The organism is Polaromonas sp. A23, assembly GCF_002001015.1.
Taxonomy (GTDB): domain Bacteria; phylum Pseudomonadota; class Gammaproteobacteria; order Burkholderiales; family Burkholderiaceae_C; genus Polaromonas.
The window spans coordinates 1-12343 of sequence record NZ_MUNO01000019.1; the positions used below are offsets into that span (position 1 = coordinate 1).

At 63.7% G+C, this 12343-nt stretch carries 10 protein-coding genes; 3 read left to right on the plus strand and 7 right to left on the minus strand.

The window, feature by feature from the left end; genetic code table 11:
• Positions 1–563: Maf family nucleotide pyrophosphatase (locus B0B52_RS10460; RefSeq protein ID WP_139351895.1), on the plus strand; the 563-nt coding region annotated here is incomplete at its 5' end.
• Positions 560–1327 (plus strand): SAM-dependent methyltransferase, encoded by a 768-nt coding sequence (locus B0B52_RS10465; protein WP_077593586.1) that lies wholly within the window; start codon positions 560–562, stop codon positions 1325–1327. The genes B0B52_RS10460 and B0B52_RS10465, both read left to right, overlap by 4 nt.
• Before the next feature lie 75 nt (positions 1328–1402).
• On the opposite strand, the gene B0B52_RS10470 is transcribed toward B0B52_RS10465, so the two are convergent.
• From B0B52_RS10470 to B0B52_RS10485, 4 genes are read right to left on the minus strand one after another with little or no spacing between them, the layout of a single operon-like run.
• On the minus strand, positions 1403–2461 hold the full coding sequence (locus tag B0B52_RS10470; RefSeq protein ID WP_077593587.1) for a S49 family peptidase: 1059 nt from the start codon (positions 2459–2461) through the stop codon (positions 1403–1405).
• A 9-nt stretch (positions 2462–2470) separates the two neighbouring features.
• The gene (locus tag B0B52_RS10475; protein WP_077593588.1) at positions 2471–2836 is read right to left on the minus strand and encodes a Rieske 2Fe-2S domain-containing protein; all 366 of its coding nucleotides are present in this window, start codon (positions 2834–2836) and stop codon (positions 2471–2473) included.
• A gap of 18 nt (positions 2837–2854) precedes the next feature.
• The gene (locus B0B52_RS10480) at positions 2855–3526 is read right to left on the minus strand and encodes an HAD family hydrolase (RefSeq protein WP_077593589.1); all 672 of its coding nucleotides are present in this window, start codon (positions 3524–3526) and stop codon (positions 2855–2857) included.
• On the minus strand, positions 3510–4673 hold the full coding sequence (locus tag B0B52_RS10485) for an RluA family pseudouridine synthase (RefSeq protein ID WP_174575487.1): 1164 nt from the start codon (positions 4671–4673) through the stop codon (positions 3510–3512). Before B0B52_RS10485 ends, B0B52_RS10480 begins: the two co-directional genes overlap by 17 nt.
• A gap of 567 nt (positions 4674–5240) precedes the next feature.
• Here B0B52_RS10485 and B0B52_RS10490 point away from each other — a divergent pair.
• The gene (locus tag B0B52_RS10490) at positions 5241–8411 is read left to right on the plus strand and encodes an Rne/Rng family ribonuclease (protein ID WP_077593591.1); all 3171 of its coding nucleotides are present in this window, start codon (positions 5241–5243) and stop codon (positions 8409–8411) included.
• 714 nt (positions 8412–9125) lie between these two features.
• Here B0B52_RS10490 and B0B52_RS10495 read toward each other — a convergent pair.
• Genes B0B52_RS10495 through B0B52_RS10505 form a run of 3 tightly spaced genes read right to left on the minus strand, consistent with a single transcriptional unit; the run spans position 9126 to position 12328 of the window.
• Complete coding sequence (locus tag B0B52_RS10495; protein WP_077593592.1) at positions 9126–10415, minus strand: heme biosynthesis HemY N-terminal domain-containing protein; 1290 nt, start codon at positions 10413–10415, stop codon at positions 9126–9128.
• Between the two features lie 15 nt (positions 10416–10430).
• On the minus strand, positions 10431–11531 hold the full coding sequence (locus B0B52_RS10500; RefSeq protein ID WP_077593593.1) for a uroporphyrinogen-III C-methyltransferase: 1101 nt from the start codon (positions 11529–11531) through the stop codon (positions 10431–10433).
• Positions 11528–12328 carry a uroporphyrinogen-III synthase gene (locus B0B52_RS10505; RefSeq protein ID WP_254425682.1) on the minus strand — a complete coding sequence of 267 codons (801 nt, stop codon included), beginning with the start codon at positions 12326–12328 and terminating at the stop codon, positions 11528–11530. The genes B0B52_RS10500 and B0B52_RS10505 overlap by 4 nt, the downstream gene beginning before the upstream one ends.
• Positions 12329–12343 lie beyond the last annotated feature (15 nt).

Consider the following 12343-nt stretch of genomic DNA (forward strand, 5'->3'; position numbering starts at 1 on the left):
GGCGTGAACTGCTGCAGCGCCTGCAGATCGCTTTTTCGGTGGTGTCGCCTGAGGTGGACGAAAGCCCGCTGGCCGGCGAGGCGCCCGCCGCGCTGGCGCGGCGGCTGGCACTGGCCAAGGCCAAGGCAGTGGCCGCCAACTTCCCGGAGGCTGTGGTGATTGGCTCCGACCAGGTCGCCGACCTGAACGGCCGTCCGCTGGGCAAGCCCGGAAACCACAGCAACGCCGTGGCCCAGCTGCGTCAGATGCGCGGCCACAGTGTTGTCTTCCAGACCGCCGTGACCGTGGTGTGCCTGCAAAGCGGCTTCGAGCAAACCGATCTTGCAGCGGTGAAAGTCCAGTTCCGGCATCTGACGGATGACGAGATCGAGAACTACCTGCAAGCCGAGCAGCCCTACGACTGCGCGGGCAGCGCCAAAAGCGAAGGCTTGGGCATCAGCCTGCTGGACGCGATCGAGAACGACGATCCCACCGCACTGGTGGGCTTGCCGTTGATTCGCACCTGCCGCATGCTCCGCGCTGCCGGCATCAACCTGCTGCAAACCCGGGAGGACCGGTCATGAGCGCAGCACCGAAAGGCCGGCTTTACCTGGTGCCCGCACCGCTGGACTTCGGCTGCGAAGCGCAAGCGCCCTTGCAGGACGTGATGCCCCTGGGCACGCTGCAGATTGCCGCCACGCTCTCCTGCTGGATTTGCGAGAACGCCAAAAGTACACGCGCTTACCTCAAGCGCGTTGGCGAGGTACAGCCGTTGCAGCAACCCATCCAGGCGCAGCAGATCCAGGAATTGCCGCGCGAAGTGCACAAAAAGGGCGACCACGGCGGCAATTTCGACGCACGCCCTTTGCTGGCGCCTGCCCTTGCAGGACAAGACATGGGGCTGGTCAGTGAAGCCGGCATGCCGGCCATTGCCGATCCGGGCTCATCGGTGGTGCGCGCTGCGCACGATCTGGGCCTGCAGGTTGTGCCGCTCACCGGGCCCATGTCGCTGGTGCTGGCGCTGGCCGCCAGCGGCCTGAATGGCCAGAATTTTGCATTTGTCGGTTATTTGCCGCAGGACGGCGGCGAACGCAGCCAACGCATCCGGGAGTTGGAGTCGCTGGCCTTGAAAACCGGCCAGACCCAGATTTTTATTGAAACCCCCTACCGCAACGCCGCACTACTTCAGGCACTGCTGCAAACACTGCAACACAACACGCGACTGGCCCTCAGCTGCGGGCTGAGCCTGCCAGGCGCCTGGTCGCGCAGTGCGTCGGCAAGCGTCTGGAAACGCGACAAGCCGGCTGCGCCGCTGGCCTTGCCCACCGTGTTCTGCATAGGTCGGTAGCAACTGCATTCGCATAAAAAAGCCCGCAGCGAGCGGGCTTTTTCTAAAGGCAATCGCGCTGCCTTAACCACTGCCTTAGCGAATGGAAGGAATCGCTTTCAGCGTCTGGATAGCGCCCGAACCAATGGCGGCACCGAACTTCTTGGCCAGGCGTTCAGCCACGTTTTCCCGACGGGTGTAGTCGATGATCTCTTCGGTCTTGACGATTTCCCGGGCCACGTAGTCGAGCGAGCCCAGCTGATCCGCCAGCCCCAACTCGATGGCCTGCTGGCCGGTCCAGAACAGTCCGCTGAACATTTCAGGCGTTTCCTTGAGACGCTTGCCCCGGCCATTTTTGACGACGGTGATGAACTGCTGGTGGATCTGGTTCAGCATGGTCTGCGCGTAGGCGCGCTGGTGCTCGGTCTGTGGGCTGAAGGGGTCCAGAAAACCTTTGTTTTCGCCGGCGGTCATGAGGCGGCGCTCAACGCCCACCTTCTCCATCAGGCCGGTAAAGCCAAAACCGTCCATCAGCACACCGATGCTGCCGACAATGCTGGCCTTGTCGACAAAAATCTTGTCGGCGGAAGCCGCGATGTAATACGCGGCCGAGGCGCAGGTTTCACCCACCACCGCATACACCGGCTTGTTGTACTTGGCCTTCAGGCGCAAGACTTCGTCATTCATCATGCCGGCCTGCACCGGGCTGCCACCGGGCGAGTTGATCAGCAACACCACCGCCTTGGCGCCTTCGTCTTCAAAGGCAGCGCGCAGGGCAGCATTGACAAATTCGGCGCTGGCGTCGGCGCCGTCGGCAATTTCACCCTTGATCTCGACCACCGCCGTGTGCGGAACGCTGACGTTGGTGGTTGATGCGCCACGGGACAGCCCGAACCAGACCAGGAAAATGAAAAAAGCCAGCCAAGACAGACGCACAAACGTCTTCCAGCGGCGCGTGGCCTTTTGCTCATTGAGGGCGGCAAAAGCCAGCTTTTCCAGCGTCACACGCTCCCAGCCGGGGCTGGAAGTATCCACACCAGCCTTGTAATTTGCTACGGTTTCAGGAGCTGCTTGCGCCCGCCCCTCAAGGGCTGAAGCCCGATTTGGATCGAAATCAGAAGCGTCAGAGGGTTCGGTGCGGTTTGAATCATTCATAAGGGTAGTTTAGAACTCCACGGTTTTAAGTTTGTAGGACGTGTGCCAGAAAACAAGGCCATCGCCTTCCGTAACATCGATTTTGACCAGTCCGCCCTGGCACGGGCCGCCGCTGCAATCGCCAGTGTCAGGCCGATAGGCAGCACCGTGGCTGGCGCACAGCAGCCACTGGCCGCTGTCGTCAAACACGCGATTGGGTTGCCAGTCCAGCTCCATGGCCACATGCGTGCAGCGGTTGAGATAGGCATGAACCACTCCGTCATAACGCACAGCAAAGGCGCGGCAGGTCTGTCCAGCGTAGACCACATCGAAAGACACCGCCAGCCCGCCGTCGAGCAGGTCGCGACTGTTGCACAGGGCTTGCCGTTCGTCCATGGCCGTCAACACTGGAATTCAGCCATGAGCCAGCAACCAGTTGTGCAGTTCCTGCACCGAGTGGGCAATATGGCGCGGCGCCAGCAGGTCAAAGGTAGCTGGCTCGTGTGCGCCGTAGCTCACGCCCACACTGGGACAGCCGGCGTTGAGCGCCATCTGCAGGTCATGCGTGGTGTCGCCCACCATCAGCACACGTTCGGGCGCGACACCAAACTCGGTCATCAGTTCGTGCAGCATGCGGGGGTCAGGCTTGCCGGCCGTCTCGTCGGCGGTGCGCGAGCTGTCGAACACGCCCTTGAGCTCCTCGGTGCGCAGCACTTCGTTGAGGCCGCGGCGCGACTTGCCGGTAGCCACCGCAAGCAGGTGGCCGCGCGCTTTCAGAACATCGAGCAGGGGAAGCACGCCCTCAAACAGGCTCAGGTCGTCGTAATGCGCGTTGTAGTGGTGGCGGTAACGCTCACCAAGCTGCGGGTATTTCTCAGGCGGCACATCCGGCGCAGCGTGCGCCAGGGCCTGCATGAGGCCCAGGCCGATCACATAGCCGGCTTCCTTGTCGGTTGGAACCGTGCCACCCACATCGCGCACAGCGGCCTGGATACAGCGCACGATGATTTTGGTGGAATCGAACAGCGTGCCGTCCCAGTCGAAGGCAATCAGGTCAAAGTTCAGCGGCTTATTCGGCGGGGACATGGGCGGTCAGGCTCTCTAGCTCGGGGGGAAGCGCAGCCAGCAAATCAATGCGTTTGCCGCTGGAGGGATGGGTGAACTTTAACCGCCAGGCATGAAGGAACATGCGCCTGAGGGCAATGCCGCCCGCTTCCTTTTGCAAGGCTTTGTTCAGGTCGAAATCGCCGTATTTGTCATCACCAGCAATCGGGTGGCCCGCGCTGGCCAGGTGCACGCGAATCTGGTGGGTGCGTCCGGTCTTGATGGTGACTTCAAGCAAGGTGAAGTCGCGCCTCGCTATAACCAGCGCGGCGCTGACCTTGACCAGTGTGACCGCACGCATGGCATCAGGATGCTCTTTGGGCACCACCCGGACGCGGCGCTCGCCGTCAGGCAAAAGGTATTTCTGCAGCGGCGCATCCAGCACTTTTTTGTTGGCCGGCCAGGCTCCTGCAACCAGCGCCAGATAGATCTTGTCGGTTTCGCGCTCGCGAAACTGTTCCTGCAGGTTTTTCAGCGCCATGCGCTTTTTGGCGATCAGCAGGATGCCGCTGGTTTCACGGTCCAGCCGGTGCACCAGCTCCAGGAATTTCGCCTCCGGCCGCGCCATGCGCAGTTGCTCAATCACGCCAAACGCCACCCCGCTGCCGCCGTGCACGGCCACGCCGGCCGGTTTGTCGATGGCCAACACGTGTTCGTCCTCAAACAGGATGGGGAATTCACGCGAAGGCGCGTAACCGCCAACCGTGGAGGCGGCGCCGTGCCGGGCCACTTCCACTGCCATGGCCCGCGCCTTGTCGTCGGCCCGTTCCGAGGTTCGCACCGGCGGCAAGCGCACGACGTCGCCGGCTTCCACCCGGGTGTCGGCGTGCGCCCTGCCCTTGTTGATGCGTACCTCGCCGCTGCGGATGATGCGGTACACATGGGTTTTGGGCACGCCCTTGAGCTGGCGGATCAGGAAGTTGTCCAGGCGCTGGCCGGCAAAGTCAGCGTCCACTGTCACCAGCGTGGCCTGCGGCGCGGCTTTCTCGGCCCGGTCTGCCGTTTTTTCAGGCAAATCCGGCAGGGTCTGGGCCGAAACGTGAGGGGCAGCGCTGGCAGGCAACGGGGCGGGGCGGGGTTTACCCGGACGCCGTGTTTTACCTGAAGCTACGCCTATAATGTGTTTCACTAGCGACAAGCTGTAAGTGGTTGATTTGTCTGGGAGTTTAGTCCACACACCATCATTCCACCTGAACAGCCTTGCTGGAAGGTCGATGCCACTGGCGGCAAATGTCCGCAAGCGCACGGTGCCAGGCACCCCGCGGCGGAAAAATGCAGTGCAGACGAGTCGACGTTATGCGAATACAACTACGGAATACGATGTGTGCAGCCCCGCGGGCTGCATACGGATCCAGGTGAAATCTGGTCTTTACATGGGTAGCCTCTTGACAACACTGGCAGCACTGATTTTTTTATGCCTGCGGCGCTTTTTAGCCCCGCTCTCGGGCATAAATCGGCCGCCAGCCCTTGTTTTGCGGGCGCAAGCAGCTACTATTTTTGTAGCAAACACCTGTCAGACCCCGGCTCACCCCATCCACGCGCCTACGCCCAGACTGCTCTGCGACTGATTTTTCAGTCGCCGTAGCTTCGTCAAAAGCTCTCCGGCAATTCCCCACGTTCGCACAACGTCTGCTCCGGCGTCGTTTGCCCATTTTTGGGCAGTGATGTTTGAGAACAGAAGAACGAAGGAAAACCCATGAAACGCATGCTGGTTAATGCCACCCAGTCGGAAGAACGCCGCCTGGCAATTGTTGACGGACAAAAACTCCTCGACTACGAAATCGAAATTGAAGGGCGCGAACAGCGCAAGGGCAACATCTACAAGGCCGTCGTCACCCGAGTCGAGCCATCGCTCGAAGCCTGTTTTGTCGACTACGGTGAAGACCGCCACGGCTTTTTGCCGTTCAAGGAAATCTCCAAGCAATACTTCGCCCAGGGCGTGTCGGTCAGCCAGGCACGTATCCAGGACGTGATCCGCGAAGGCCAGGAAATCCTGGTCCAGGTTGAAAAAGAAGAACGCGGCAACAAGGGCGCCGCCCTGACCACCTTTGTCTCGCTGGCCGGGCGTTATGTTGTGCTGATGCCCAACAACCCGCGCGGCGGTGGCGTCAGCCGCCGTATTGAAGGCGAAGACCGGGCCGAGCTCAAGGAAAACATGGACCAGCTGGAATACCCGGCCGGCTCCAGCATCATCGCCCGCACCGCCGGCATCGGCCGCAGCGCCGCCGAGTTGCAGTGGGACCTGAACTACCTGATCAAGCTGTGGACCGCGATTGACGGCGCCGGCAAGGGCGGCAAGGGCGCGTTCCTGATTTACCAGGAATCCAGCCTTGTGATCCGCGCCATCCGCGACTACTTCAACAGCGACATCGGCGACATCCTGTTCGACACCGACGACGTCTACGAACAAGCGCGCCAGTTCATGGCCCACGTGATGCCCGAACACGAGCACCGCGTCAAACGCTACCGCGACGACGCGCCGCTGTTCAGCCGCTTCCAGATCGAGCACCAGATCGAGTCGGCCTACGCACGCACCGTGCAACTGCCGTCCGGCGGCGCCATCGTGATCGACCACACCGAAGCCCTGGTTTCGGTCGACGTCAACTCGGCCCGCGCCATCAAGGGCGGCGACATTGAAGAAACCGCCACCCGCACCAACCTGGAAGCCGCTGACGAAGTCGCGCGCCAGATGCGCTTGCGCGACCTGGGTGGCCTGATCGTCATCGACTTCATCGACATGGAAGAGTCGCGCAACCGCCGCGATGTTGAAAACCGCCTGCGCGACGCGCTGCGCCAGGACCGCGCGCGTGTGCAGTTCGGCACTATCAGCAAGTTCGGCCTGATGGAAATGAGCCGTCAGCGCCTGCGCCCGGCCCTGTCGGAAGGCGCATCCATCCCCTGCCCGCGTTGCGGTGGCTCCGGCCACATCCGCGACACCGAAAGCTCGGCGCTGCAGATTTTGCGCATCATCCAGGAAGAGTCGCTGAAAGACAGCACGGCTTCCGTGCTGTGCCAGGTACCGGTCGATGTGGCGTCTTTCCTGCTCAACGAAAAACGTTCCGAGATCGCCAAGATCGAAATGAAGCAGCGCATCAACGTGCTGCTGGTGCCCAACAAAACGCTGGAAACACCGAACTACAAGCTCGAGCGTCTGAAACACGATGACCCGCGCCTGGACAACATCGAGGCGAGCTACAAGATGGCCGAGGAGATGGAAGATCCGACCACAGTCACGCGCCGCAGCCAGGAAAAGCACAACAAGCAGGAGCCGGTGATCAAGGGCGTGCTGCCCGATGCACCGGCACCCATCGCCGCACCCAAGCCGGCAACGGTCGTCGCGCCCAAAGCTGCTGCGCCGGTTCGCGCCACTGCAGCGGCGGCACCGGCCGAGAAGAGCTTCTTCGCAAAACTGAAAGCCTTCTTTGTGGGTGAGGAAGCTGCGCCTTCTGCTGCTCCAGCCAGGGAAGTGAAAAATGACGAGCGCGGCGGAAGCCGTCGCGACGAGCAACGTGGTGAGCGCGGCGATCGTGGCGGTGAACGCGGTGGCCGTGATGGCCGTCGCGGTGGCCGTGGAGGCCGCGGCGAAGGCCGTTCTGGTGAAGGTCGTGGCGAAGGCCGGCCGGACCAGCGCGGTGAACGTCCTGAAGGACGCGGCGAAGGTCGCGGTGGTGAGCGCCGTGAGCGCAACGCCGACGGCGCACGCCAGGAACGCCCTGCCGGCGAAACACGCGGCGATGGACGCAACAACGAAGCCCGCCCAGAACGCGCACCGCGCCCTGAAGGCCAGGCCGACGGCGAAGGCCGCAGCGAGCGCGGTGAACGCAGCCGCCGCGGCCGCGGTGACCGGGGCGATCGTGGTGGTGAACGCGGCGAACGCGGTGACCGTCCGGCACGCGACCCGATCGAGCAGGATCTCGCACTGGCCAACCAGGCAGCCATGGCCGCCGCCATGAACGAAGGCGACGCCCCACAGCGTCAGGAACGCCCCGCGCAGGATGCAGGCCGCGATGGTGAGCGTCAGCCGCGCCCTGAAGGCCAGGGCCGCCGTGAACGCGGAGAGCGTGGCGAACGCGGCAACGGCCGTCGCAACGAACGCCGCGACGAGCGTACAGACGGAAATGCCGCCCCCACCGCCGGCGCACAGGCCGACAGCTTTGACGCAGCACATCCCGCTGTCGTGGCGGGTCTCGACGAGGCTGGCAACCCCGTGGTGCCGGCATCTTCCGCCGACATGCAGGCGCGCCCTGAAGGTCAGGGAGAAGGCCAGGGCCAGGGCCAGGACCGCCAGCCGCGCGAACGCCGCAGCCGTGACCGTTACGGCCGCGACCGCCGCGACCGCAACGATCAGCCAGCCGAAGGCCAGGCTGAAAACGCGGCTCCCGCTGCTTTCACTGACAGTTTTGAGTCCAATCAACCCGCAGCCTTTACAACACAAGCGCCGGTAGCTACTGAATTCGTAGCAAACGCCGCGCCTGTCGCAGCGCCGGTGGCGGTGTCTCCCGCCTCTGTCGCGGTTGCACCTGCCGTCGTCACGCCTGTGGCTGCCGCGCCTGTGGCTGCCGCGCCTGCGCCTGTGGCGCGCGCACTGCCGAAAGTCCAGTCCTACGAATTGCCGCTGCAGGACCTGGCCCAGGTAGCGAGCTCTTCCGGCCTGCAGTGGGTCAACTCCGACGCCAGCAAGATTGCCGAAGTGCAAGCCACCATGGCGGCGGAGCCGAAGCCGATTCATGTGCCACGCGCACGTCCACCAGCTCCGCAGCTGGACAGCGGCCCGTTGGTGCTGGTCGAAACCAAGCGCGACCTGCGTGAGATGACCTTGCCGTTTGAGCAGCCTGCTGCGCCGGTTGCAGCTGAACGCGCGGAGTAATCCCTGCTGGTTGTGCCACCTGGCACTTCAGATCAAAGGCAGCTTTCGGGCTGCTTTTTTTCGTCTGGCGTTTTGTGCCTCAGGGCTCGGGTCCAACTTGAAGGCGTCACGCTGCATCTGTGGTCTGCCTTGGACAGTAGACGCAACTCCCCACTCCCACCCCTAACCCCTCCCTCGCCCCGCTGGGCGATGGAGGGGGACTTCATTTGGCAACGTGTGCTGCACCCGCGTGCATACATGACGGCCACGTGTCCCGACATGACGCGCTTCGCGCGTCATGTCTCCCCGTATCCGTATCTGTACCCGAATCCGCACCCGCTTTATCCCCCACCCTTCTGTATGCGCCGAGGAGCGGAGGTCCAGCCGGATCAGGGCGAGCGATTGTCTGAGCGCAGCGAGTTCGAGCTCGACCCCGGCTAGACCGAGCACCGCAGGTTTCCCCCGTAGCGCTAGCGAAGGGGGACGCAGACAGTAGGGTCGCCTTTTCTTTTGCTTACTTTTATTTTGGCGAAGCAAAAGAAAAGTGAGTTGCCGCCGGGCAACCCCCGGCTTGTAGGCAAACCTCCAGCGCAGGAGGCAAAGACGACTTCGACAAGCTCAGCCCGAACGGCGTTGGAGGACCGCTTGCATGGATCCCGGATCAAGCCCGGGATGACAGACGAAAGAGGTTTATCAGTAGGTCACCAACCGGTCCCCGCAGCGGCACACGGGCGACTAGACTTCCGCAGCCCGCCGATAAGCCTGCACCGCCCCCGACTCATCCCCCCGCTGCTCCGCCAACACAGCCAGCGCACGCCAGGCATTGCGATGCAGCGTGACGTCCTGCAGAGCCAGTGAGGCCTGGGACAGCAGTTGCTGGGCCTTGCCCCAGAGCTGGCGCTTCAGGCAGGTCATGCCGGCCAGGTACTGCAGGTTCGCATCGCGCGGCCGCTGCTGCTGCGCGGACTCGATGCGCGCCAGCCAGGCGGCATCAATCGAATCCAGCCCTTGTTCAAGCACATGAATAAGCTTGATGCGCTGCGTGTCGCTCACTTCAGAACGCGGCTGCATCACCAGCTCCCAGACCTGCAGCAGCCAGCTGCGGGCCATATCTGCATCGCCATGTAAGGCCATGAGTCGGGAAGCGGCGTGGATCACCAGTTCAGGCATGGCCCGTTCGCTGGCGTCCAGCGACTGCCAGGCGGCTTGCAGTTGCGTCGGGTCGTGCGCGCCGCCGAGCAATTCAAGCGCCAAACCGCGCACGATGCTTTGCGCCGCTGGCGGGGAAAACGCGCGGTGTTTGGCCAGCAGGCGCGCCGTTTCCAGCGCCTGCGAGGTCTGCCGGGCCTGGCGGGTGGCGCGCAGCTTGGTGCGCAGCGCCAGCGTGCGGCGTGCCGCGCCCTGCGGCAATTGATTGAGCAGTTCCAGCGCAGCGGCCGGGTCGCGGTCGTCCAGTGCCCAGCGCGCGGCGCGCAACTGCACCCCTTCGCGGGTTTCCTGAGCAATGCGATGCGTGCTGGTTTTCAGCGCCTGCTGCAAATGCTCTTCACGCAGGGTGCGGTTCTGCAGTGCCTGCGCACTTTCGGCCGCCAGCAAATGCGCCAACAAGCGCAACTGCGTTGAACGCGCCGCGCTGTAGCCACCCACGTCGCTGGACGTGCGGGCCAGCTGCTTCAGGCTTTTCTCCTGTGTGATGGCGTTTTGCGCAAGCTTGGCCGCCCGGATGAAACGCCCCGCCGTCAGGTGCGACAGCGCGTCCATGAAAGCGGCGTACATGGCCCGCTCTTTTTGCTGGGCACGCCAGCGCCGGGCTTCGGCCGGCAATGAAAATACCACTGACACTGCGCGCAGCGCCACATACAACAGGGTGAACAGGCCAGCCAACAGCAGCATCAGCAGGTTGAAAGAAATATCGACACGGTGCGGCGGCCAGAACAGCGTCACCACCGCCTGGTTGTTGCCGGCCACCAGCGCTACCGCCACCGCGATACCGAACAGGGCCAGGAGCCAGAGAGCGCTGCGCATGGCGGTCCGTGCTTTCTAACGACCCGCGGCCGCCGTGGCCAGCGCGGCAAGGGTTTCGTCCAGGCGCGGCAGCTCACTGGACTTCATCTGGCTTTGCACCTGCTGCAGCAGTTGCGCCGCCGCCTGCGTCCTGCGCGATGCAGGGTCAAAGTATTTGGTCACCATGGTGCTGGCGCTGGTCAGGTCGGCGCGGGCACCGGCGGTCTGGCGGGAAAGCAGGCCGAGCCGGGCGTTGAGCAGTTTGAGCTTGAGGTTCTCGCGCAGGAAAAACGCCTGCTCGGGCGCGAGCAAGGCAGCGTCGGGCTGGTCGATACGGCTCACACGCAGCAGGCTCCTGGCTTCGTCGAGCATGCCCTTGACCGTGCGCTGCCACCAGGCCTGAAGCGCCAGATTGTCGAGCCACGCCGTGGGCGCCGCGGCTGACGCGGCTCGGGCAGGCGCAGACGCTGCTGCCACGGCAGGCCGGGCAGTGCTGCCGGCTGACATCGCGTTGGCCAGCGGCAACTCGTCCACCACACGCGTCAGTTCGTCAAGTTTGAGCAGGAGGCCGGGCACGTCGGTCACCGTCGTCGCCTTGATACGCTCCACATCCCTCGCAATGGCGCGCTGCAAGGGGTTGAGGCGCGGCTGCGCGGCGCGAACCAGGCGCTGGTCAGCCGACTTGAGGGCCGCCAGCAAGGGCTCGGCGCTTCCGGTCAGCTGAGCCTGCTGCTGGGCCAGGCGCAGCGCGGACTCCACATCCACCACCAGGTTTTCGTCACGCGAACGCGACAGGCTTTGCATCAACTCTTCCAGCTGTGTGCGCTGCAGGCTCACTTCGCTCAGACGGGTTTCGAGCAGCACCAGGCGTGCCGTCAGTTCGCGCGCGGCTTCCTGCGCCTGGCGCGCCAGCGTGCGGGCCTCGATGGACTGGGCGGTCGAGTCCGTGCTGCGGCGCGCCAGCTCTTCTTGAATATTGTTCAGCTTTTGCCACAGCAAGGCGTTGAGCACCAGGGCCGCAACCGCCACCAGCCCCGTCCATAACAGCCAGCGGCGCGGTGCGGGCACGGCTGGACTGGCCGGAAGTTCGGCCAGCGGTGCAGGCAAAGGTGTTGAAACGGATTCGCTGTCGCTCATGGTGACATCGATTCTATAGAGGCCACGATGTCCGCGAGCTCCGGACGTGACTGCACAACAACACCCCAGCCCGCGGCACGAGCCGCCTCGGCAATGCGCGGGTGCGTGGCAACGGCGCGGGCGCGTGACCAGTCCCCCGGGGGAAGGTTTGCCAGGGCCTCGGAACTGCTGAGCAGCCAGACCGAGCCGTCATTCGCTGCGGCTTCAATCCGCAGCAGCTGCGCTGCGTTGAACACCGGCTTGCGTCTCTGGTAGACCGCCACAGTGTCGACGCGAGCGCCGGCGGCCTGCAGTTGCTGCGCCAGCCAGTCCCGTCCGGCACCGGCGGGCTCACCGCTTCCGGCGCTCTGGCCACGCACGATCAGTACCTGCAAACCCTGCCAGTTTCGGGCCCCCACCACCGCCCACAGAGCTTCAGAGTCAAACTGACCAGCGTCTGTGGCCGGAGCATCGATTAGAGACTCGGGCACACCGGCCAGACGCAGGGCTGCCACGGTACCCGGCCCGGGCGCCAGAAAACGCGGCATCTGATCTGCTATTAAATTTATAGCTGCTTGCGCACGTGAAATAAGGGCTGCAGCCTGATTTGATGCAAAAAAAGCTTCTACCGCATTGCCGCTGACAAACATCAGCGCTGCGTAAGCGCCGATTCCTTGCCAGACCTGCTGCAAGTCCTGCGATGTCGGCAACGCAGCAATCTCGATCAGCGGCAGGGCTTCAGCCCGCAACCCGCGCGCCTGCAGGGCCTGCACCCAGCGATCCGCGTCATGCGCAGGCCGGGTAACGATGACAGGCACGGGAGTCAAGCTCGC

Coding starts and splice junctions, on each gene's coding strand:
- B0B52_RS10475 (WP_077593588.1), bottom strand. CDS start 2,836: ATGGACGAACGGCAAGCCCTGTGCAACAGTCGCGACCTGCTCGACGGC.
- B0B52_RS10495 (WP_077593592.1), bottom strand. CDS start 10,415: ATGCGCAGCGCTCTCTGGCTCCTGGCCCTGTTCGGTATCGCGGTGGCG.
- B0B52_RS10490 (WP_077593591.1), top strand. CDS start 5,241: ATGAAACGCATGCTGGTTAATGCCACCCAGTCGGAAGAACGCCGCCTG.
- B0B52_RS10470 (WP_077593587.1), bottom strand. CDS start 2,461: ATGAATGATTCAAACCGCACCGAACCCTCTGACGCTTCTGATTTCGAT.
- B0B52_RS10500 (WP_077593593.1), bottom strand. CDS start 11,531: ATGAGCGACAGCGAATCCGTTTCAACACCTTTGCCTGCACCGCTGGCC.
- B0B52_RS10465 (WP_077593586.1), top strand. CDS start 560: ATGAGCGCAGCACCGAAAGGCCGGCTTTACCTGGTGCCCGCACCGCTG.
- B0B52_RS10480 (WP_077593589.1), bottom strand. CDS start 3,526: ATGTCCCCGCCGAATAAGCCGCTGAACTTTGACCTGATTGCCTTCGAC.